Below are 22,242 nucleotides of genomic sequence, written 5' to 3'. Positions count from 1 at the left end.
AACCTTTGCCTAATAGGCAAAGGTCTTGCTAAGCAAATTTCAATCAATTTGCTTTCATATCCGATGGCAAACTGCCATGTAATGACGAATATGAAGTAAGTATTTAGACAGGCTAAATACTTATAGCTACTCCCCTTTGACAGTGTCAATGGCAATATTCGATTTTCCGTAAAACAAGTATAACATCCGAAAAATCCAATTGCAATTGATTTTATTTGATGGGAATTTGAAATTGTGTATTGTGTTTATGTTCTTTGTAAAACCGCACCATTGCAGGTATTATTTTCAAAAAATCAGGGCATGTAATATTTCCTTTTGATAACAATGCCAAGGCAATCGAACAATCGAAATCCGCATGCCAAGTCAGGTAGTCGATCGTTTCTTTTTCCACTCCGAGCATCGTCCGAACGGATTTCATTTGCAGACCTGCTCTAGCGAATGAAAGCGGGATTCTTCCTTTCGGAAATTTTCCTGTCATTTCTTTTACCATCGTCCTGTATACTTCCTGTACCGGATGCGGATTCGGATCCGTCAAATGAACCGTTTTTCCGCTCGCTTCTTCATTTTGGCAAAGGTAAATGGCCGCTTTTGCAACATAATCGACAGGCACGACGTTAATCCTCGCCGTGGATTTCCCGATGTAAGGAATAAAGGGAAGGAAGCTGATACGATCGATCAAGTTTAAAAAGAAATATGGACCGTCAAATTTGTTTGTTTCCCCTGTAACCGAATGCCCGATTACAATGCCCGGCCGGATGATGGTCAACGGAATTTCATCCACCAAGTCATTCACCAACAGCTCCGCTTCAAATTTCGTTTCTTCATAATGGTTCTTAAAGGAATCGGGACGAATCAGCTCCGTTTCAAGAATAACCCCTTCCCTTCTCCCGGCCACATAAGCGGTGCTGAAATACATATACCGTTTCAAACGGGGCAGTGTTTTTACGAAATCATTCACATTGGAGGTTCCATGGACATTGATTTTCCATGCCACATCCCGTGGGACCGCCAAATCGTAAATCGCCGCCAAATGCCAGAAATATTGCGTTTCCTGAACAATTTTTTCTATCGCTTCTTCATTCAAATCCAAATTGGGCAATGTGATATCGCCTTCAAAAATTTCAATGGTCCGTCCGGGATATTCTTCCAATAGCTGCCTCCGCACCTCTTCCGCTTTTTCCCTTTCCGTTTTTAACACCAATACATAAACGGAGTCCGCCACATTTGCTGAAAACATTTCACGAACCAACTGTCTTGTTATAAAGCCGGGAAAACCTGTGAAAAAATGAACCGCCATCGCCGCATCCTCCATCACCTTTTTCTAGTAACTATATATTCTCTGAAATGTTTCCATTTTCCTTTTATTCTTCATTGTATTTTATATTTGTCAATAAATTTGAGATTGTTTATTTTCATCAGAAATAAGAGTGCAAGTTCACAATAAATCTTTACCCTTTGTCTTCAACTTTATTAGTCTATCCATAAAAAAAGGCGGATGGAAAAGGAATATTTCCACATCCGCTCTTTTTTATGAATAGAAAATACCGCTTGCTTATAACAAGCTATATAATTGGATATGCTCGTTTTTCTCGGAAAACCAGCGCAACGCAAAATCGTTTTCGAACAAAAAGACCAGTTTGCCGAAACGGTCTTTCACTAGCATGGAACGGGAAGAAGACATCGATTCTTTTACATCTTCCTCGTTTTTGATCCAACGGGCAATTTTGGATCCGATTGGCTGCATGACCACTTCCACGTTGTATTCATTCTTCATTCTGTGCTCAAACACTTCAAACTGCAATTGCCCTACCGCGCCAAGAATGATTTCTTCCGTATGAAGAGTTTTATAATACTGGATCGCTCCCTCTTGCACAAGCTGCAAGATTCCCTTATGGAACTGTTTCGATTTCATGACGTTTTTCGGACTGACTTTCACAAAAAGTTCCGGCGTAAACTGCGGCAATTTTTCAAATTGGAAAATTTTCTTGCCGCCAACGACCGTATCGCCAATTTGATATGTTCCCGTATCGTAAAGGCCGATGATGTCCCCCGCCACCGCTTCATCCACCGTCTCGCGGGTTTCCGCCAAAAATTGCGTGGATTGGGTCACTTTAAATGTCTTCCCGGTGCGGGCCAACGTAACGTTCATACCGCGTTCAAACTTTCCGGATACGATTCGGACAAAAGCAATCCGGTCACGATGGGCCGGGTTCATATTGGCCTGAATCTTAAAAATAAATCCGGAAAAATCTTCATGCTCCATCGGATCAATCAACTGTTCCTCATCCGTCGATCTCGGCTGCGGAGCAGGGGCAAACTGCAAGTAAGTTTCCAGGAAAGTTTGCACACCAAAGTTGGTCAAGGCGGAACCGAAAAATACCGGCGTCAACTCGCCGCGGAGAATATCTTCTTCTGAAAAAGGATTTCCCGCTTCGTCCAGCAGGCGGATATCATCCATTGCCTGTGTGTAATAGGAAGTTTCCTTCATCGGATGATCGACTGCCAATTCCCCATTTTCATCCAATGGCAAAAACCGGTCGCTTTCATCGGCGCGGAATTGTTCAATCCGCTGATGGAAGCGGTCATAAATGCCATAAAACTCTTTCTCCATCCCGATCGGCCAGTTCATTGGATAGGCTTGGATTTCAAGAACTTCCTCGATTTCTTCAATCAATTCAAGCGGTTCTTTCCCTTGGCGATCCAATTTATTGATGAATGTGAAAATCGGGATTCCGCGCATGCGGCAAACTTTGAACAATTTAATCGTTTGCGATTCAATCCCCTTTGCCGCGTCAATCACCATGACCGCACTGTCCACCGCCATGAGCGTGCGGTATGTATCCTCCGAAAAGTCCTGGTGCCCAGGCGTATCCAAAATATTGACCCGATAACCGTCATAATCGAATTGCAGCACGGAGGATGTGACGGAAATTCCCCGTTGCTTTTCAATTTCCATCCAGTCACTTTTAGCAAATTTTCCGGTCTTTTTTCCTTTGACCGTTCCCGCGGCACGGATTGCTCCTCCAAAAAGCAGGAGCTTTTCCGTCAACGTCGTTTTTCCGGCATCCGGGTGGGAAATGATTGCAAAAGTTCTGCGTTTTAAAATTTCTTGTTTTACATCTGAGTTCATCTTTCTGCGTCTCCTTTTTTCATACGTAAACAATAATAAAAGAACGGCCCTGTTTCGACAACCTTTTTCTGCTTTCAGGGGTGAAAAACCCGGTTTGTGAATTGGATGTTATTTAGTTTTGGATGTTCACCATAATTTTAGCCGCCTCAATCTTTTTGAGACGGCTGGAAAGGGATTCTTTATCCTTTAACAAATTTTAATTTTGCTGCTTCCAATGCGATTTCCGCATCGCTGTGAGGATATTTTTTGTTGCCGATAATTTGGTAATCTTCGTGTCCTTTCCCTGCGAAAATGATGACATCTCCCGGTTCGGCAACGGAGATGGCATGGCGTACAGCCTCCGCCCGGTCGCCGATGCAGGCATAATTGTTGTGGAGCATTCCTTTTGCCAAATCCCCTGTAATACTGTCATAATCTTCAAAACGCGGGTCATCGGTTGTCAATACGACATAATCCGCTCTGGATGCCTTTTCAGCCATGGCAGGACGTTTCGATTTATCCCGGTTTCCGCCGGTTCCTACAAGGAAAATTAATTTATTTCCGGGCTTCTTATACGGCATGGCCGCATCGATGGCTTTTTCAATGGCATCAGGCGTATGCGCGTAATCGATAAATATATGTAGAGGCAAATCGGTCTTGATTTTTTGCATTCTTCCCCGTACCGGCTCCAGCACTTCAATTTGTTCAATGATTGCATCGATCGGATAACCGCGGGAATATAAGACAGCCGTGGCAGCCAACACGTTGTAGACATTAAATTCGCCCAACAATTGCATCGACACCGGGAATCTTCCTTCCGGCGTAATCATATCAAAGGTTGTGAGCCCATCTTTATATTCGCAGTTTTCCGAGCGGAAGTTCGCTTCGTTCTTCAATCCATACGTCCAAATCGGATAAGGCGTCATGGCCGCATATTTTTTGGACCACGGATCGTCCGCGTTTAACACCGCCGCTTTATTTTTCGTTAAATCTTGTCCCAATTGAGAGAATAACAAGCCTTTGGCATACCCGTACTCTTCCATGGTGCCATGGAAATCCAAATGATCGTGGGTCAAATTGGTAAATACGGCCACATCGAAATCAACTCCAGCAAGTCTTCCCAATGATAGACCATGGGAAGACACTTCCATGACCATGGAATAGCAGCCTTCCATCTTTGCCCGGAAAATCATCTGCTGCGTGCTCAACGCGTCGCTTGTCGTATTGGCCGTTTCATACAGAACGCCGTTTAAATTAAAACCGATCGTCCCTGACAAAGCGGATTTTTCCCCCAATCCGACATACATCTGGTGGATGATGTTCGAAACGCTCGTCTTGCCGTTTGTTCCCGTTACCCCGATCATCGTCAAATCTTTGGAGGGATAATCAAAAAATTTGGCGGATATAAGCCCCAATGCGCGATTGGTATCCGGTACAATCACCTGAGCCACGCTACCTTCCAATTGCAGCGGTCTTTCGGCAAGCACCACCGTTGCCCCTTGGTTTACCGCATCTTGCGCAAAATCATGGCCGTCCACTGTATAACCTTTTATACAAACGAACAAACTTTTTGGTTGTACGCTTCTTGAATCGTTCGAAATATCTTTAATCGTATTCGGCAATTGTCCGATTACATGTTTTATTGGGATGACGCTCAATAATTCTTCTGTGATCATCTTTCTTCCTCCGTATTGACCAAATGCTTAGTTTGGATAAAAATCACTGTTAATTGAACCATGTACTTCCACTGTTCTTTTTAAAAAATATTATTTAATGTTAATTATCATATCAAAAATGGGGAATATCCGACAAAAGGAAAACGTCTAAAAAAACGAATTTTTTCGAAATATGTCGAATTGCGTTTGATTCCTTCCGTTTTTTTGGAATTTTCAATCAATATATTTTATAATATCCCGTTTTCCAGCACAATAGCTGCCCAATATTCCAATTATTTCAACACTTTTCTTACCAGCTTTACTTTTTGATTATAAGGCGGATATAATAAATCATTGGCGAATTTGGAGGAACGCTTCATGATGGATTTTGCATGGGTGAATGTTTCGAAACTTGCCTTTCCATGATATCGGTTGATTCCGGATGGGCCGACGCCGCCAAAAGGCAAATGGATGTTGGCGACATGAGTGACTGTATCATTGATGCAACCGCCGCCAAATGGCAACTCCCGGATAAAATAATCGATATGCCGTCCATTTTCCGAGAAGAGATAGGCTGCCAGCGGCTTGGGAAGCTTTCGGATGCGGCCAATCGCCGCTGCCAAATCTTCATATTGAATAACCGGCAAAAGAGGTCCAAAGATTTCATCCTCCATGATTGGGCTATCCCAACGGATATTCTTAAAAATGGTCGGCTCCATATATAAATCATTCCGGTCTGCTCTCCCTCCGAAAACGATATTATGTTTCTCCGATTGGAGCAATTTTGCAAGCCGGTCAAAATGGCGCTCATTAATAATCCGTCCATAATCTTTGCTTTTTTGGGGATCCTTTCCGTAAAAGCGGACAATGGTTTTCTTCAATCTTTGGATAAAGCGATCATGAATGGAAGAATGAACAAGCACATAATCCGGCGCCACACATGTCTGCCCGGCATTATTAAATTTTCCCCAAACAATTCTTTTTGCCGCAACGTCCAAATCGGCACTTTCATCCACAATCGCAGGGCTTTTTCCTCCCAGCTCAAGGGTGACGGGCGTCAAATTTTCCGCGGCGGCGCGCATCACAATTTTTCCGACGGACACACTACCGGTAAAGAAAATATAATCAAAAGGCGCATGAATCAAAAGGTTGACTTCCTCTTCCCCCCCTTCGACAACCCGCACGTAACGGGATTCGAAAGTATCTTCAATGATTTTTTTGATGATTTCCGTTGTATGAATGGCCGCTTCGGAAGGTTTAACGATTGCCGTATTTCCACCGATGAGGGCTCCAATCAACGGCTCCATGACCAACTGAAAAGGATAATTGTATGGGCCGATGATCAATACGGCGCCATAAGGTTCTCTGACAATGAAGCTTTTGGCCGGCTGAAAATGGAAAGGGGTTCGGACATCCACCGGTTTCGCCCACTCATCGATGTTATTGAGCATATGCCGGATGCTGTTGAGGACAAACCCCACTTCATTGGAATATGCTTCAAATTCGCTTTTTCCTAAATCCAGATTCAATGCTTTCAGTATTTCTTTTTCATGTTCTTGAATCGCCCTTTTCAGTTTCGCTAATTGCTTTTTTCGAAATTCAATCTCCTTCGTCTGCCCGGAATAAAAAAATTCTTTTTGCTCCTCAATCATCTTCTCTACTTCATGTGCATCGAGTTTCATGATTTCCCTCCAAAAATACATAAAAAAAAATTTTTTTGCCCATACTGATTACTACAAGTTATATTACTACAACTTGCTGAAGAACTACCAGTTGACAAACAAGCATACTTCACAAGAACTTCCATGAAGAGGGGGCAAATGATGATGGTCACGACAAAATATTGGTGGGAAGACGTGTTTACAGGACCCTTGGCAATCGGTATCAATGAAGAAAAAATCCATCAGCTGGAGGACGAATCCTTTTTGTATTTCAAAGGGCAATCGACGAATGAAGATGAAGAAAATGATACAAATTTGGAAATGGCCAATTAAATATTGAAATAAATGGACAGGCTGGGCATCAAAACCCAGCCTGTTTTGCTGATCAAGGTTCATCATCGACCGGCAGCATTTCCCCTTCAGGTCCCAACTCATGCGGAGGAACGCTTTTGAAGGTTTCCCCCTCTTCTTCCAAGTCCCTCAATTTATGGGCAATCCGGCTTGCGGCACAAGCCGCGATGCTCGCCACCAGGTCATCCAAGAATGTATGGACTCCATTGCCGGATTTCGTGTCCAGCTTTTTAATAATGCCGATTTTATTTTTATCCAAATGGCCATAGGTAGTTAACGCAATACTGCCATACGTCAGTACAGAACTCAAGGCAATCGTTTCATCCACGCCAAAGAGCCCTTCATCGCTTTCCACGATGGATTGCAGCGGTTGGGAAAGCATCTTTTTCTCCGCCAGTTGATCCAATTCCACCCCAACCAGAATCGCATGCTGCACTTCCCGTTTTAAAAGAACCCGCTCAACGGATTTGATGCAATGTTCCAGCGTCAAGCCATCGTTATATGGATATTGCATTTCATAAACGATTTCCGCAATGTCTTCAATTTTTACTCCTCTTCTCAGCAATGCTTCCTTTGCTGCTTTCGTCACATCGTGAGAATGAACCCTTCTATTATTGTTTTTTTTCATATTTGAATCCCCGCTTCTTATTGGATTTTTCTATTTGTAATGTAAAAATATTCGCTTATTTCATAATACATGATATTTTCAAGTTGTGATACAATAATGAACTGGATTTAAAGGAGGACTAATGGTGGAAACAGGGACTATACAAAAAATTTCGCTACACAGCTTTCATCTTGATGAAACATTTGATTTATTCATATATATTCCGGCAAATTATACTCCATTCAATAAATACAACACTTTGATCGCGTCAGATGGAAAAGACTATTTCCAATTGGGGGGAATTTCCCATATCGCCGACGAATTAATTGAAGATTATGAAATCGAAAACCTGATTATTGTGGGAATTCCTTATAAGAATGCGCAAGATCGCAAACGGAAATACATCCCAACGGGAGATCAGCATGAAGCATATTTGAATTTTTTGGCCCATGAACTAGTGCCGTTCATCGACAAGGAATTTTCGACAGCAGGTACCGCAGCAAGCAGAGGGTTGATTGGAGATTCCATGGCCGCAACCGTTTCGCTTCTGGCCGCTTTAAAATATCCGAATATTTTTGGAAAAGTCATCTTGCAATCTCCCTATGTAGATGATTCGGTATTAAAAATTGTCGAAGAAACACCGACAAGGGACTCTTTGATTATTTATCATACGGTCGGAAAGCAAGAAGACGAAGCCGTCACTTTTTACAAAGACATCAAAGATTTCCTTACACCGAACCGGAAATTGCATCAATTGCTGGTATCCAAAAATTATCGGCATATGATTTATGAAGAGCTGGAAGGAAATCATACGTGGAAAACGTGGAAACCGGAACTAAGAAAAGCCCTCAGCAATACTTTTGGAATATAAAAATCGTGCATCTTCCGAGCATATTTTGCTATACTTAAGTAAAATTTGCATTTCAGGGAGGAAAGCGGATGAAGTTGAGCGTTGTGGCTTTTCCATCTAAAAAATTGCAGGATTTGGCGAATACTTACCGGAAGCGATACGATTCCCATTATACAAAAATCACGCCCTATATCACGTTGAAAGAGCCTTTTGATGTGGAAGAATCGCAAATCGAAGAAATTTCCAATAAAATCAAATCCATCGCCGATCAATATGGTCCGCTCGAAATTCACGCTTCGAAAGTCAGTTCGTTTTTCCCGGCGACAAACGTGATTTATTTTAAAATCGAACTGACAGAGCAATTGCAAAAAATTCACGAAGATTTATATAACAAGATTAATATCGGCAAACCAAAACATGTCTTCATTCCCCACATCACCATCGCCAGAGATTTGACCGAAACGGAACATGATGACATTTTTCCGCAATTGCGCATGATCGGCATCAACGAAAAAGAAGAAATTGACCGGATACATCTCATCTATCAATTGGAAGACGGATCCTGGACGACATATGAAACCTATAAATTAACCGGAGAATCATGATGAAAACCTGCGAACTCCAACCCGGCCGCCGGAAATCGCCCATTTATTCAAATTATAATGGAGAAAATGAACTGCACCCCGACAATCAGGGTGCAGTTTTTCAATTCTCCATCCGGGAATGTTGCGTCGGAGCAAAATTTTGCTCCCCTGCGCAGAAGAGGGGAGCTTTTTCCTTTAGTTTTAGTATATCAAATCGGATATTCGCGGTAGCCGCTTTGAACTCCGATCCATTTTGCTGTCGTGAATTTATCAATTGCCCACTCACCGTTGAAGCGTCCAATGCCCGAATCTTTCTCCCCGCCGAATGCGACATGGGCCTCGTCATTGACCGACTGATCATTGATGTGGACCATTCCTGTCTTCATTTTTTTGCCCACTTCCACGCCCCGGTGGATATCGGCTGTAAATACCGAGCCGCTTAAACCATAAGGAGTATCATTTGCAATCCTGATCGCGTCCTCTTCATCTTTCGCTTTAATGATGCAAGCAACAGGACCGAAAATTTCATTTTTTGCAATCGGCATATCATTTGTCACGTTTGTCAGCACGATTGGCGACATAACCAGATTTTTCACCGGCCCGTCCAATACAATCATTGCCCCTTGCGCTACGCTGTCCCGCACGTCCTTTTGAATGCGCTCGATTTGCTGCTGATTGATCAGCGGACCAATAAAAGTCGTTTTTTCCACCGGATTGCCCGCCCGGAGCTTCTTGACGATGTCAACAAATTTTTCAACGAATTCATCATGGACGGACTCGTCTACGATAATGCGGTTCAAAGCCATACAAATCTGGCCCTGATGCATAAATTTCCCGAAAGCCGCTGCCTTTGCCGCCTTTTCAATATTCGCATCATCCAGTACAATCATGGCGTTATTCCCGCCCAGTTCAAGCGCCACATCCTTCAAATACTTGCCTGCCAGCTCACCTACCCGGCGGCCCACTTCCGTCGAGCCGGTAAATGATATCATCGATGGGATTGGATGGGATACAAAAGCGTCTCCGACTTCAGAGCCCCGGCCAACGATCACATTGACAAGCCCTTCCGGAAAACCTGCCTGCTCAAATATTACGCCAAACATCAATCCCGATGTGACAGGCGTATCTGAGGCGGGTTTAATGACCACGCTGTTTCCGACAGCTATCGCAGGCGCAACGGAACGCATCGTCAATAAGAACGGAAAGTTCCAGGGGCCGATCACGCCAATAACGCCTTTGGCCGTGCGGTAAACCCGGTTTTCTTTATTAGGAATATGGGAAGGCAGAATTTCGCCTTTTATGCGCGTCAAAAAACTTGCGGATTCCTTCACCATCCTTAAGGAAGATTCAAATTCGGACGTCGCTTTCAACAAAGTGCTGCCCGATTCCTGAATCAGCCATTGGATAATTTCTTCCCTTTTTTCCTGCAGCACATCGATTAAACGTTCAAACAGCCGTTTTTTTTCGATTAACGGCATCGACTCCCAGATGGGCTGAGCCTTTTGCGCCGCACTGTATGCATCGTCCAAATCAGCATGGTTTGCCCCTTTGATGGTCAAAAGTTCCTCACCTGTGTAAGGGTTGATATTTTTTATGATGCCGCTGCTTCCCCCTTCCCTCCACTGGCCATTAATATATTGTCTTGTGAAATTTTGCACCGTTATTGTCATTCTTTCTCCCCCATCCCGCTTGTTTTTTAAACGGCTTGAGCCGCTATACTTTCACTTGTTGTTTCCATTTTTGAATTATGCTTCTGAAAATCCCTCTTTTTCGGTAAAGTTCAATTTCATGTTTCGTATCCAAACGCAAAACGGCCTGGAAGACCCGCTTCGAGCCATCCTGTTTCACCGCTTCCACTTCCACTTTTTTGAATGGAGCGAGCGGCTCCTCCAAACCGTAAATGTTATACAGTTCTTCACCGGTCAACTGCAGGGATTCAGCGTTTTCACCCGGCATAAATTGAACGGGAAGAACGCCCATCATGACCAGATTGCTCCGGTGAATGCGCTCGAAGCTTTCCGCAATCACCGCTTTGACACCGAGCAAATACGTTCCTTTCGCCGCCCAGTCGCGGGCGCTTCCTGTGCCGTATTCTTGTCCTGCAATGATGATCAACGGAATATTGTCCTTTTTGTACAATTGGGCTGCCGTATAAACATCCATTTCTTTCCCGCTCGGAAAATGGCGGGTATAGCCGCCCGTCCTGCTGCTGAGAGCATTTTTCAGCCGTATATTTGAAAACGTTCCCCGGACAAGCACTTCATGATTTCCTCTCCTGGAACCGAAAGTGTTGAATTCGGATGCCGCAACCCCTTGTTCCAATAAATATTTTCCGGCAATGCTGTCTTTTGGGATGCTGCCTACAGGGGAAATATGATCCGTTGTAATCGAATCGCCTAGCACCAATAACACACGGGCATCGGCAATATTGCCGGCCCTTTCTCCTTCCGCATCGCCGAAAAACGGGGATGGCTTAAAGTAGGAGGATCGTTCATCCCATTCAAACACCGGCTGTTCTTTGTACGGAAGGGCCTGCCATTTTTCATTTCCGGCGAAGATATTCCGATAAGCCGTTTGGAACAAATCCGATGATATGGATTGGCCGATCAGGCGGATGATTTCTTCGGATTTCGGCCAAATATCCTTCAAATATACATCTTCGCCATTTTTTCCTTTTCCGATGGGCTCGCTTGTCAAATCGATATTCATCGTTCCGGCTATCGCATATGCAATGACGAGCGGCGGGGAAGCCAAATAATTCGCTTTGACAAGGGGGTGGATGCGCCCTTCAAAATTGCGGTTACCGCTCAGCACGGCCGCGACGGTCAAATCCGATTGCTGAACAGCGTGTTCAACGGCAGGATCCAGGCTTCCCGTATTTCCGACGCAAACCGAACAACCGTAACCGGTCAAATGAAATCCCAATTTTTCTAAATACGGCATCAATCCCGTCTTTTCCAAATAACCCGTCACCACTTTGGAACCGGGCGATAGGCTGGTCTGAATCGCCGAAGAAACCGACAATCCCCGTTCAACCGCCTTTTTGGCCAGCAATCCCGCCCCAATCATATTGAAAGGATTGGATGTGTTCGTGCAGCTCGTGATCGCCGCGATAACAATCGATCCGTCTTCAAGCGTCACCCCATTGACGATTGCCTTTTTCCCGCTTCCCGAAGATAGGGGAACGGGAAACGAATCTTTTGTCAATTGCAGCGGAATCCGGTCTTGCGGACGTTTCGGCCCGGCAACGCTCGGCTCAACCATTCCCAAGTCAAAATCCAAAACGTCGTCATATTGTTTATTTCGGGAATTTTCCCCTGTATAGAACAATCCCTGGGCTTTGCAATAGTGTTCGACGCGGGCCACATCCTCTTCCGGTTTGCCCGTCAAGCGCAAATATTTTAATGTTTCCTCATCCACCGGGAAGAAACCGCAAGTCGCCCCATATTCGGGAGCCATATTCGAAATGGTCGCGCGATCGGGAACCGAAAGTTCTTTTAATCCGGGACCAAAAAATTCCACAAATTTTCCGACTACGTTGCGCTTGCGAAGCATCTGCGTCAACGTCAAAGCAATGTCCGTTGCGGTTACTCCCTCCTTGGGCCGTCCCTTTATTTCAACGCCTATCACTTCCGGCATTGCGATGCTGATCGGAAGCCCCAGCATCGCGGCCTCCGCTTCAATGCCCCCGACTCCCCAGCCGAGAACCCCCAAAGCATTGACCATTGTCGTATGGGAATCAGTACCGATGATCAATTCCGGATAAGCCATATTGGTTTTTGAATCCAGTTCAATAATTTTCGTCAAATACTCCAAATTTACCTGATGGATGATTCCGTTTCCAGGAGGGACGACGGATAAACCTTTGAAGGCGTTTTGGGCCCATTTCAATAACCCGTAGCGTTCCTTGTTGCGTGCGTATTCAAGGTTCAAGTTTCTCTCAAAGGACCCTTCAGATCCGTAATCATCCACTTGGACGGAGTGATCGATCACTAGGGCGACCGGTATTTCCGGATGGACATGTGAGGGATCCATCCCCCAATCCCTCACTTTCCCCCTCAATGAAACCAGATCGACCAAAGCGGGAATCCCCGAAGCGTCCTGCATTATCACCCTCGTCGGAACAAACGGGATATCCATCCTTTTTTTCTCCGCTGCAGATTTCAATATTTCTTCCAGCTCTTCCTCGCCAATCCCGGTCTTTTCCCGGTTCCGGATGATGGATTCCAGCAAAATCAGAACTGTATAAGGCAGCTCCGAAAATGAGGCGGAACTTCCCAACCGGCGAAGACTATTGATTTGGAAGCTTTCAAATTCCGTCACAATGGTTTCCTTGTTCATTCATTTCCCCCCAATTTACACGCCCACTTTTTTCTGCCCTTTCGGTTTTGCGGACAGATCGGAGCATTTCCCTGCTTTCAAAAGGAAGCTGTCCACCGCATGTGGGAGCAATTGTTGAATATATTTCGCCGCGTCCAGCACCTTATCAATCGATACATTCGTCCTGATGCCCATCTCTTCGAATCCGTGGATCAAATCTTCGGAGGCGATATTGCCGCTTGCTCCAGGGGCGTATGGACAGCCGCCCAAGCCTCCCGCCGAGCTGTCAAAGTGGATGATTCCCTCCTCATAGCCTGCAACCGCATTGGCGAAGGCCATGCCGCGCGTATTGTGCAAATGCAATGAAAACGTAAAATCCGGAAAAGACTCTTTTAACCGGCGTACGGTGTTTTTAATTTTTGCCGGGTTCGCCATGCCCGTTGTATCCGCAAGGGATACTTCGGTGACGCCGAATGATTCGTACCGCTCACAAATCATGGTTAAGCGTTCAATCGGCACTTCCCCTTCAAAAGGGCAGCCAAAAGCCACCGAGATGGATCCCGAAACGTCCATCTTCTTTTCCTTGGCCAGTTCAATGAGGGGGGTAAATCGTTCCAGCGCCTGTTCCGTGGTGCAGTTTGCGTTGCTCAGACTGTGGGAATCCGAAGCGGACAGCATGAGCTTCACTTTATCCACACCGGCGGCGATGGCCCTTTCCAATCCCCGGACATTCGGGACGAGCGCACGCAGCTTCACATTCTTTGAACGTTTAATCCGTTTCAATACTTCATCCGCATCCTGCAATTGGGGAATTGCCTTTGGATGAACAAATGACGTCACCTCTATTTGCCGGTAACCGCAGTCGATCAGCCGATTGATAATTTCCACTTTTGTCCCGGTCGGAATCCATTCTTTGACGCTTTGGAAACCGTCGCGGGGACAGACTTCCGTAATGATGACATCCCGTTTATAATCCAACTGCACCACTCCTCTAAATCACATTTTTTTCTTTCAATCTTTCAATCGTTTCATCATCAAGTTCCAATAGATTTTTTAAAATGTCTTCCGTATGTTCGCCCAAATCCGGGGCGATTTGCCGGATGGCTCCAGGCGTTTCCGAAAATTTCGGTACAACGCCAGGAATTTTTACCTTGCCCAGCCGAGGATGATCCACTTCCACGATGTTTTCCCGCGCTTTGTAATGCGGATCTTCAAAAATATCCTTAATGCTGTAAATCGGGCTCATTGGAACCCCGTACTCATCCAACAGTTTCTGCAATTCTTCTTTTGTTTTCGTTTTGACCCAGTCCGCCACGATGCCGTTGACTTCATCAAAACGTTTCAACCGTTCGGAATTTGTATAATATCTTTCGTCCGTGAGCATGTCTTCCCGTCCCATCGCCTTTGCCAGCCGCTCGAATGTCTTATCGGAGCTTGTGACCAAAATGACCCAGCTTCCGTCTTTCGTTAAAAAATTCCCTGCCGGCGCGGAATGTCCGCTCAATCCCGGCGTCCGTTCTTTAATATTTCCGGTCACATCATAATCCGCGACCAAAAATTCCATCATTCTGAACATAGATTCATATAGGCTGACATCTATATATTGGCCTGTGCCATCTTCATGGCAATCGAGATGATACAGCGCCATCACCGCCGAGAACGCCACATAAATTCCCGTCACATAATCCGTCAATGAAAATGACGGGCTGATTGGCGGACGATCCGGATAGCCGTGCAGATAGGTGAATCCGCTGAACGCAGTGGCCGGCGTACCGAAGCCGGCCTTATAAGCATACGGCCCCGTTTGACCATATCCGGTAACCCGGATCATGATCAGGTCGGGATTGATTTTTTTCAAATCTTGATAGCCGATCCCCCATTTTTCGAGGGTGCCGGTCCGGAAGTTTTCGATGAGGATGTCCGTTTTTTTGACAAGTTTGCGCAAAATTTCTTTTCCTTCCTCATGATGCAAATCCAGCGTCAAGGATTTTTTATTGCGGGAAAGCCCTGGCCAACGCAGCCCTTCACCGTTGTAATAAGGCCCCAAATTTCGAAGCGGATCCCCTTTTTTGGGCATCTCCACCTTAATGACATCAGCTCCAAAATCCGCCAGAAGTGTTGCACCAAAAGGAGCGGCAATGACCGTCGATAAATCAATCACGCGCACCCCTTCTAATGGACCTTTCCTTGTTCTTCCCATATTGATTCCCCTTTGTTGATAATCATTGTTTTATAATAAGCGCCTTCATTTCCATGGCAGGACCGCTTTTTATGTAAAATATGGGTCCTTGCAATTTCCGGAACAATTTTTACTTCCATTTGCCGCAAATGGGACGCCTAAATCCCTTTAAGACGCCCCATTCTTCAATTCCGTGTATTCATTATTAAACCGATGCCAATTTCCGGTCTTTGTACAGCCATTCCAAATATGTGTAATCGTCCGGCGTGCGGTTCAACATGATCGTATCCCGCAGCAATCTTGCATGATCTTCTTTTGCATGTTTGATTTTTCCCCACATCCGCGCGCCCCGTTGGACCTGGGAAGCTCTCGGAATTCGCTCTTTTTGATATTCATCCAACGCTTTCGCCAAATCCGCTTCATGTTCTTTCAATTTTTCCACCAGGCAAACGGTGTCTTCCAATGCCTGGCAGGCACCTTGCGCCAAATATTGCAACATGGCATGGGCGCTGTCGCCCAATAGGGTTACACGCTTTGTTGACCATTTTTCCAATGGATTGATGTCATGCAACTTTGAAACAAAGCCTCTCTCGGCAAATTTGATGGACTCTTTCACCGTCGGACAGCAATCTTTGAACATGTCATAGAGTTCATCGATTGTTCCCCAATCATCGTTTTCCTCGTTATAGTTTTGGCTTTCGAATACCGCAACCTGGTTGATGACGCTCTTATGGCGCACCGGATACTGTACAAGGTGGATGCCGGGGCCGATCCAAGTAAGTTTTTCATCCCAATCGATATTAATGGTCATTTCGGACATCGGTACCGTGAAACGGTATGCCACATAACGGGCAGGCACCGGCTTGGAATTGCGGTTGATCAGTTTCTGCCGGACAACGGAGCGGATGCCGTCCGCGCCAATCACCAATTTTCCCTTCAAGGTTGCCCCGTTTTCACACCGCAGTTCCACATAATCGTCAAATTCTTCGACCGATTCGAGCCGATGATTTGTCAAAAATCGGATATTATTCAACTTTTCGCATGCTTTCAATAAGACGCTGTGCAAATCGGACCGGTGAATCACAATATATGGATAGCCAAATGTTTTTTCAAAAGCCTCCCCGAATTGCACGGAGGATAATTCTTTTCCGCTTAATGCATCCATGAATACATGGCGCCGAGGGAAGACGGCATGTTGATACACTTCATCCAAAACGCCCAAGGCATCCAATGCGCGCAGCCCGTTTGGTCCAAGCTGCAATCCCGCGCCGACTTCACCAAATGCAGGTGCCTGCTCGATCACCGTCACTTTTTTTCCCAATTTGCCGATGCCATATGCAGCCGCCAACCCGCCTATGCCTCCGCCGACAACAATTACCTCTTCAATGTTTCCCATTCACACCACTCCTTTAAATGTTTTCATTTTATATAAACTGAATTTTTCGAATATTCAGGAACGAATTCGGACTTGATTTCCTGATGCCCTCCGTTTTCTGTATACGCCTCTTCCCGTTCAAACCCGAACGCTTCCATAATCGGCAAATCATTGGCGGAGAACAGCACGGCATCCTCGGTCCCGGATGTGTTGACATGCTCATGCCATGTCCATGCCGGCAATACGAAGATGTCTCCCGCTTTCCAGTCAAAACGGACGCCGTTCATCACCGTATAGCCCGATCCCTTGTAAACGTTATACACGACGCTATGGGTGTGGCGGTGCGCTTTCCCTTTGAATTTTGGAGGCAATTTTTGCATCCGCGCGCCGATGCGTCCGTTCGCGTCTTTTCCGTTCGATGGGTTGATGTATTCCACGATATATGCATCGAACGGATCCGGTTCCAATTCTTTCAGACCATCGATTGCCTGTATTGTTAAATCATATTTATAGCGTCCAAGGGGAGCCGGAGACGGACGGCGGTCGGAAATCGGGCGCACCATTCCCCCGGCATAGCGCTTTGTGCCAAAATCCACCGGATGCTCAACCGGCTGCCTGCTTTCCGGATACATTTCCAAAAACGAACTTGTCAACGCAGAAGTAAACGGAATATCCAAAACGTCCATCCAAAATACCGTTTCGTTGCCCTCATTGACATGGTCATGCCAGCACCATTCCGGCGTAATGACAAAGTCTCCCGGTTCAAAAGTGTATTTCACGCCGTTGACAACCCCTGACGCCCCTTTGCCTTTCATAATGAAGCGCATGGCGGATGTCATGTGGCGGTGCGGTGGTGCGAGCTCCCCGGGATTCAATGCCTGCACAGCCGCATAGAGTGTTTGCGTCGCTCCTCCCCAACCATGGGGCTCCAAATGCTTCATCCCGGGATTGATGAGATACACCGCCCGCCGGTCAATGGAACCTACCCCGACTTTCAACAATTCTTTCGCTTTTTCAAGCATTTCCAAAATCAATTCGCCTTTCCACAAATACGGTACCGCTCTCGGCTTTGGCTCCGGGGCGCTGAATACGGAAGCCCATAACGGCCCCATATTTTTATCCCCCAGTTCTTTGTGGAATTCGGCCAATTCCGGCGTCCATTGTTGTTTTTTGATTTCTGCCATCATAACCCCCGCTTTCAGATTTTTTATTGATTTAGTTGCAACTGAACATTGCAACCCTTGAGACCAGGCAAATAGAAACATGGATGATCGGGTTTATACACCCGGTTTGTATTCCACTTGAACCGAAAACTCTCCGATTCGTTCGATTTGGATGCGCACCGTGTCTCCCTCAGTGATTGGACCTACGCCTTCCGGGGTGCCGGTTGTAACGATGTCGCCCGGAAGCAATGTCATAACGCTGGATGCCGCTTCCAAAAACTTGTAGCAATCATAGATCAGGTCCCTTGTGTTCGCGTTTTGACGCAATTCATCATTGACCCACAACTTCAATTGGACTTCATTCGGATTACCGATTTCATCTCCTGTGACAATCCATGGCCCGATTGGCGTAAATGTATCAAAGGATTTGCGCCAAGGACGATCTTCTTTTCCCCTCACCGTGATATCCATTAATGCGAGATAGCCGAAAATGTAATTTGGCGCGTCTTCCGCTTTTACATCTTTTGCTTTTTTTCCGATGACAAAGGCGATTTCCGCCTCATGATCGATCCGGCGGTCCCTGAACGGCAATAATACCTTTTCGTTCGGACCGATAATGGATGAAGGCGCTTTCAGGAAGAAACCGAGGCGATCGACCGTCAAAGCGGCATTCATTTCCTCCTGGTGCAAAAGATAATTGACCGGAGCCGCGACAATTTTGCCAGGATTGGGAACCGGAGCGCGCAACGCCACTTCTTCCAATGGACGGGAAGGGCACGAATCCAGGTTTGCTTCAATTTTGGATTTTAAGTGCCCATAATCTTCCATGAATTTCACCAATGAAGCCTGAGGATCCGTATGATCCCACTCCACGATATCCGAGACGTCATAAATCTTTTCACCGACTACAACTCCGACTTGATGATCATTGAACAACGCAATTTTCATTTCATACTCTTCCCCTTCTTTTCCCTGAATGTTTAAACCGATTGTCCGGCTTTGCAGTCAGACAACTTTTCTTGCATTTCATGCAACCACCCGCCAAAATGGGTATATCCTTCCAATTTCAAACCGTTTTCATAAATTTCATTTGCCGCAGCTTCGATTTCCTCCGATTCCGTTCCGATAAAAAAGGCGACGCAGCTGCTCCATTTTTCCCGATGTTCTTCATCGCTCAACGGAATCTCGATCGAACCCGGAGGATGCTGAACGGATGTTTCGAAAACTTTTCCATCCTTCGTTCTGATTTGGATTTCAACCGGCAAACGCCGGTTGAGTTTCCGGTCTTCCACCGTTTCCTCCAGCTTTGACACCCGGACTTTCGGAAGGCGGCTTTGAATTTCCGGACGCTGCACACGGGCATCCGTAAAACTGGATAAACGGACATAGCCGTCCAATAATGCGGCCAGTACTGTATATTCGGCGCTGAATTTTGCCTCAAGCCCCGTCTTTGGCCTTGAATGGATCAGCGGCAGCAAACTTCTTTCTTGTGCCTTCAAAATAATTTCATCTATCTGATCGATTTGAAGATGGTGTTCATTCTTTAATAGCAACGCACCATGAATAAACCGGTGCGTGGCGAAACAGCACGGGTACTTTTTCACCGACAAGCCCGTCGGCAAATCGAAAGGCCGGCCGAACTGAACAGCCTGTTTTCGACTGCGGATTTCATCATCGTCCAAATCGCTGAATGCATGGAAAAATCCCCGTTCCTCAAAAATTTCATGATTGCCTGTAAAATCCTGGCCGGCAAGTCGGACAGCCTGTATGGCGCCTGCCGCTGCCAAGCCGACATGGAGCGGCTTCACCATCGAACCGAAATTCTTTTGAAGCCCTCCGGCAAGGGAAGCGGCGATGGCAATCGCATTTTTGCACTGCTCCCCGTTCAGGCGTTGCAAATATGCGCAGGCGCTGGCAGCACCAATCACGCCAAGGGTGCTTGTCGCATGCCAGCCGCTGTGATAATGCCGGATGCCCATCACTTCTCCGGTGCGTACCATTGCTTCTGTCCCGATTGCATAGGCGGTGATCACTTCTTTCCCGGAACTTTTCAGATGTTCGGCAATCGGCGTAATCGCTGCAAGGATCGGCGCGCTCGGGTGGATGATTACGCCCGGAGAAGCATCATCATAATCCAATACATGGGATGCGGTTCCGTTGATGATCGCCGCACGCTCCAACTCCGCTTTGGTGCGCTCTCCCCAAAGGGAAGCGTCCCCTTGCTGATCTTTATAGATGCTCTTCACTTTTTCCACCGCAGGTTCATGCCATCCCGCCAAGGAGACGCCGATTGTGTCGATGATTGCCTGTTTCGCCAGCACTTTTAAGTTTTCCGGGAGCTCTTCATAGGCGGTTTCTTGAATGAACGCCACCAGTTTATCCAGAAAATCTTTACCGGTTTTTCCATTTCGGTTTGCGCTTCTCATTAAAGGCAGCCACCCCTTCTAACCGGTCTTCAGAAGTAACCAACAAATTGTAGGCCGCAATATCCAGTGCATAAGCTGTATGGAAGTCCGTATCCGAACCTTTATTGATCGACACTTTGGCCGCCCGGACCGCCATTGGGGCGCTTTCCGTGATTTCCTTGGCAATTTCGATCGCCGTCTCCAGCGCTTTGCCTTTTGGGACCACCCGGTTCACCATCCCCCATTCATAGGCCAAAGCCGCATTGATTTTGCGTCCGGTATAAATCAATTCTTTCGCTCTCCGGATTCCGATGGCGCGAGACAAATTCTGCAATCCGCCGCCGCCCGGCAAAATTCCGCGCAATGCTTCGGACAATCCGAAGACGGCCGTTTCGGAGGCGATGATGAAATCAGCCGACAAAGCCAATTCACAGCCTCCTGCAAGGGCATATCCTTCCACAGCCGCGATTACGGGAACCGGAAAATCCCGGGTCAACAGCACCAATTCTTCGATGATTTGATGCTGCCTTCTCCAATTTGAGTTGCTCATGCCATTCCGCTCTTTTAAATCGCCGCCTGTACTGAACGCTTTGTCTCCCGCTCCCGTAATGACCACGCAGCGCAACGACTCGTTATAGGCCTGTTCCCTGAACAATTCGAGCCTTTCTTCCAAAAGCTGCGTATTCATGGCATTCAATACTTCCGGACGGTTTAAAGTGACGACCAAAATTTCATCGTTTTCACCGAGAAACTCCACTTTCAACATTTCGTACTTTGTATCCACTTTCACCGGCTGCGCCTCCTTCCTTAAAAAGAACGCGGCATTTTCAACACATGTTGGCCCACGTAACTTAAGATCAGATTTGAAGAAATTGGGGCAATTTTCATCATTCTGGTTTGCATCCATTTGCGGTTAATATGGTATTCATTTGCCGCCGCATAGCCTCCGAAAGTCTGCATGCATGCTTCCGCCGCGTTGTACGCCGCTTCGGAGCATAAGTATTTTGCCATGTTCGCGTCCGCTCCGGCCGTCGGATCTTTTTCGTCGAATTTTCTTGCGGCTTCATACAGCAATGCTTCCGCGGCGCGGAGTTCCATGTATGCTTTGGCAATCGGGAACTGGATGCCCTGGTTCTGCGTAATCGGACGGTCGAAAACGATTCGCTGGTTTCCATAATTAACCGCCTGATCAATGAAATATTTTCCATTTCCCAATGCCGAACCGGATACCAAAATCCGTTCGGCAACCATGCCGTCCATGACGCAATATAAACCGCGACCTTCTTCGCCGATCAAGTTTTCCGCCGGCACTTCAAGATCATTGAAGAACAATTGGTTCGTATCTCCTCCCAGCATTGTATCGATCGGTGTCGCCTCGATCTGCCCTTCCGGAACTTCGCGTTTATCGACAAGGAACAAGCTGATTCCGTGGGTTTTCTTTTGCACCTGGTCAAGCGGCGTCGTACGCGCCAAAAGCAGCAGCAAATCCGTATTATTGAAGCGTGAAATAAAGATTTTTTGCCCGTTGATGATGTATTTGTCGCCTTTTTTTACGGCTCTCGTTTTAATCTTTGTCGTATCTGTGCCCGCATCCGGCTCCGTTACCGCAAATGTCTGAAGGCGAAGCTCTCCGCTTGCAATTTGAGGCAGATATCTGCGTTTCAATTCTTCGCTTCCGTGGCGAAGCAATGCGCCCATTGTATACAATTGGGCGTGCACCTGGTTGGCATTGCCGCCGGAACGGTTGATTTCCTCCAAAATGATTGCGCCTTCAAGAAAACCTAAACCGGATCCTCCGTACTCTTCCGGAATCAATGCGCCCAGCCAGCCGGCATCGCTCATGGCTTTTACAAATTCTGTCGGATAACGGTGCTCCTCATGCGATTTTCTCCAATAATCCTGGTCGAAGCGCGAACAAATTTCGCGCACTCCTTCACGAATGTCCTGATGTAAATCAGTTAATGCTACACCCATTGCGATTTC

General features: G+C 46.4%; 18 protein-coding genes. 3 read left to right on the top strand and 15 right to left on the bottom strand.

Annotation, left to right across the window (positions count from 1 at the left end):
* Positions 1-211 precede the first annotated feature (211 nt).
* The 4 genes from NST62_RS02910 to NST62_RS02895 form a co-directional block, all read right to left on the bottom strand.
* Positions 212-1,297: an SDR family oxidoreductase gene (locus NST62_RS02910; protein ID WP_141601636.1), complete on the bottom strand. Its 1,086-nt coding sequence runs from the start codon at positions 1,295-1,297 to the stop codon at positions 212-214.
* Between the two features lie 255 nt (positions 1,298-1,552).
* On the bottom strand, positions 1,553-3,130 hold the full coding sequence (locus tag NST62_RS02905; protein WP_141601637.1) for a peptide chain release factor 3: 1,578 nt from the start codon (positions 3,128-3,130) through the stop codon (positions 1,553-1,555).
* Positions 3,131-3,309: 179 nt separating this feature from the next.
* Complete coding sequence (locus tag NST62_RS02900) at positions 3,310-4,785, bottom strand: UDP-N-acetylmuramoyl-L-alanyl-D-glutamate--2,6-diaminopimelate ligase (protein WP_141601638.1); 1,476 nt, start codon at positions 4,783-4,785, stop codon at positions 3,310-3,312.
* A gap of 272 nt (positions 4,786-5,057) precedes the next feature.
* Positions 5,058-6,446: an aldehyde dehydrogenase gene (locus tag NST62_RS02895; protein ID WP_342463122.1), complete on the bottom strand. Its 1,389-nt coding sequence runs from the start codon at positions 6,444-6,446 to the stop codon at positions 5,058-5,060.
* 138 nt (positions 6,447-6,584) lie between these two features.
* Between NST62_RS02895 and NST62_RS02890 the strand changes: the two genes are divergently transcribed.
* Positions 6,585-6,758, top strand: a complete 174-nt coding sequence (locus NST62_RS02890; protein WP_342463300.1) for a hypothetical protein — start codon at positions 6,585-6,587, stop codon at positions 6,756-6,758.
* A 52-nt stretch (positions 6,759-6,810) separates the two neighbouring features.
* Here the strand turns inward: NST62_RS02890 and NST62_RS02885 are convergent, their stop codons facing one another.
* Positions 6,811-7,404: a phosphatidylglycerophosphatase A gene (locus NST62_RS02885; RefSeq protein ID WP_141601640.1), complete on the bottom strand. Its 594-nt coding sequence runs from the start codon at positions 7,402-7,404 to the stop codon at positions 6,811-6,813.
* Between the two features lie 124 nt (positions 7,405-7,528).
* Between NST62_RS02885 and NST62_RS02880 the strand changes: the two genes are divergently transcribed.
* Together NST62_RS02880 and NST62_RS02875 are read left to right on the top strand one after the other, a co-directional pair.
* Positions 7,529-8,254 carry an alpha/beta hydrolase-fold protein gene (locus tag NST62_RS02880; RefSeq protein ID WP_141601641.1) on the top strand — a complete coding sequence of 242 codons (726 nt, stop codon included), beginning with the start codon at positions 7,529-7,531 and terminating at the stop codon, positions 8,252-8,254.
* Positions 8,255-8,322: 68 nt separating this feature from the next.
* Positions 8,323-8,838 carry a 2'-5' RNA ligase family protein gene (locus tag NST62_RS02875; RefSeq protein ID WP_141601642.1) on the top strand — a complete coding sequence of 172 codons (516 nt, stop codon included), beginning with the start codon at positions 8,323-8,325 and terminating at the stop codon, positions 8,836-8,838.
* Between the two features lie 188 nt (positions 8,839-9,026).
* Here NST62_RS02875 and NST62_RS02870 read toward each other — a convergent pair whose 3' ends face one another.
* The 10 genes from NST62_RS02870 to NST62_RS02825 form a co-directional block, all read right to left on the bottom strand.
* Positions 9,027-10,487: an aldehyde dehydrogenase family protein gene (locus NST62_RS02870; RefSeq protein WP_328219921.1), complete on the bottom strand. Its 1,461-nt coding sequence runs from the start codon at positions 10,485-10,487 to the stop codon at positions 9,027-9,029.
* Between the two features lie 43 nt (positions 10,488-10,530).
* The gene (gene acnA / locus NST62_RS02865; RefSeq protein ID WP_141601644.1) at positions 10,531-13,158 is read right to left on the bottom strand and encodes an aconitate hydratase AcnA; all 2,628 of its coding nucleotides are present in this window, start codon (positions 13,156-13,158) and stop codon (positions 10,531-10,533) included.
* 15 nt (positions 13,159-13,173) lie between these two features.
* Positions 13,174-14,115 (bottom strand): hydroxymethylglutaryl-CoA lyase, encoded by a 942-nt coding sequence (locus NST62_RS02860; protein ID WP_141601645.1) that lies wholly within the window; start codon positions 14,113-14,115, stop codon positions 13,174-13,176.
* 13 nt (positions 14,116-14,128) lie between these two features.
* Positions 14,129-15,337, bottom strand: coding sequence for a CoA transferase (locus tag NST62_RS02855; protein WP_342463121.1), 1,209 nt, complete (start codon positions 15,335-15,337; stop codon positions 14,129-14,131).
* Positions 15,338-15,521: 184 nt separating this feature from the next.
* Complete coding sequence (locus NST62_RS02850; protein WP_141601647.1) at positions 15,522-16,712, bottom strand: FAD-dependent monooxygenase; 1,191 nt, start codon at positions 16,710-16,712, stop codon at positions 15,522-15,524.
* Positions 16,713-16,735: 23 nt separating this feature from the next.
* On the bottom strand, positions 16,736-17,878 hold the full coding sequence (locus NST62_RS02845) for a cupin domain-containing protein (protein ID WP_342463120.1): 1,143 nt from the start codon (positions 17,876-17,878) through the stop codon (positions 16,736-16,738).
* Positions 17,879-17,968: 90 nt separating this feature from the next.
* Positions 17,969-18,802, bottom strand: coding sequence for a fumarylacetoacetate hydrolase family protein (locus tag NST62_RS02840; RefSeq protein WP_141601649.1), 834 nt, complete (start codon positions 18,800-18,802; stop codon positions 17,969-17,971).
* A 32-nt stretch (positions 18,803-18,834) separates the two neighbouring features.
* The gene (locus NST62_RS02835) at positions 18,835-20,280 is read right to left on the bottom strand and encodes an MmgE/PrpD family protein (RefSeq protein ID WP_328215567.1); all 1,446 of its coding nucleotides are present in this window, start codon (positions 20,278-20,280) and stop codon (positions 18,835-18,837) included.
* Entirely contained in the window at positions 20,246-21,049 is an 804-nt protein-coding gene (locus tag NST62_RS02830) for an enoyl-CoA hydratase-related protein (protein WP_246045821.1), read from the bottom strand. The genes NST62_RS02835 and NST62_RS02830 overlap by 35 nt, the downstream gene beginning before the upstream one ends.
* Positions 21,050-21,066: 17 nt before the next feature.
* On the bottom strand, positions 21,067-22,233 hold the full coding sequence (locus tag NST62_RS02825) for an acyl-CoA dehydrogenase family protein (protein WP_141601651.1): 1,167 nt from the start codon (positions 22,231-22,233) through the stop codon (positions 21,067-21,069).
* Positions 22,234-22,242 lie beyond the last annotated feature (9 nt).

This window comes from Ureibacillus sp. FSL K6-8385, assembly GCF_038593155.1.
Taxonomy (GTDB): Bacteria; Bacillota; Bacilli; order Bacillales_A; family Planococcaceae; genus Ureibacillus; species Ureibacillus terrenus.
The sequence above is the reverse complement of the archived record's forward strand: the minus strand, read 5'-3'. Positions and strand labels throughout refer to the sequence as shown.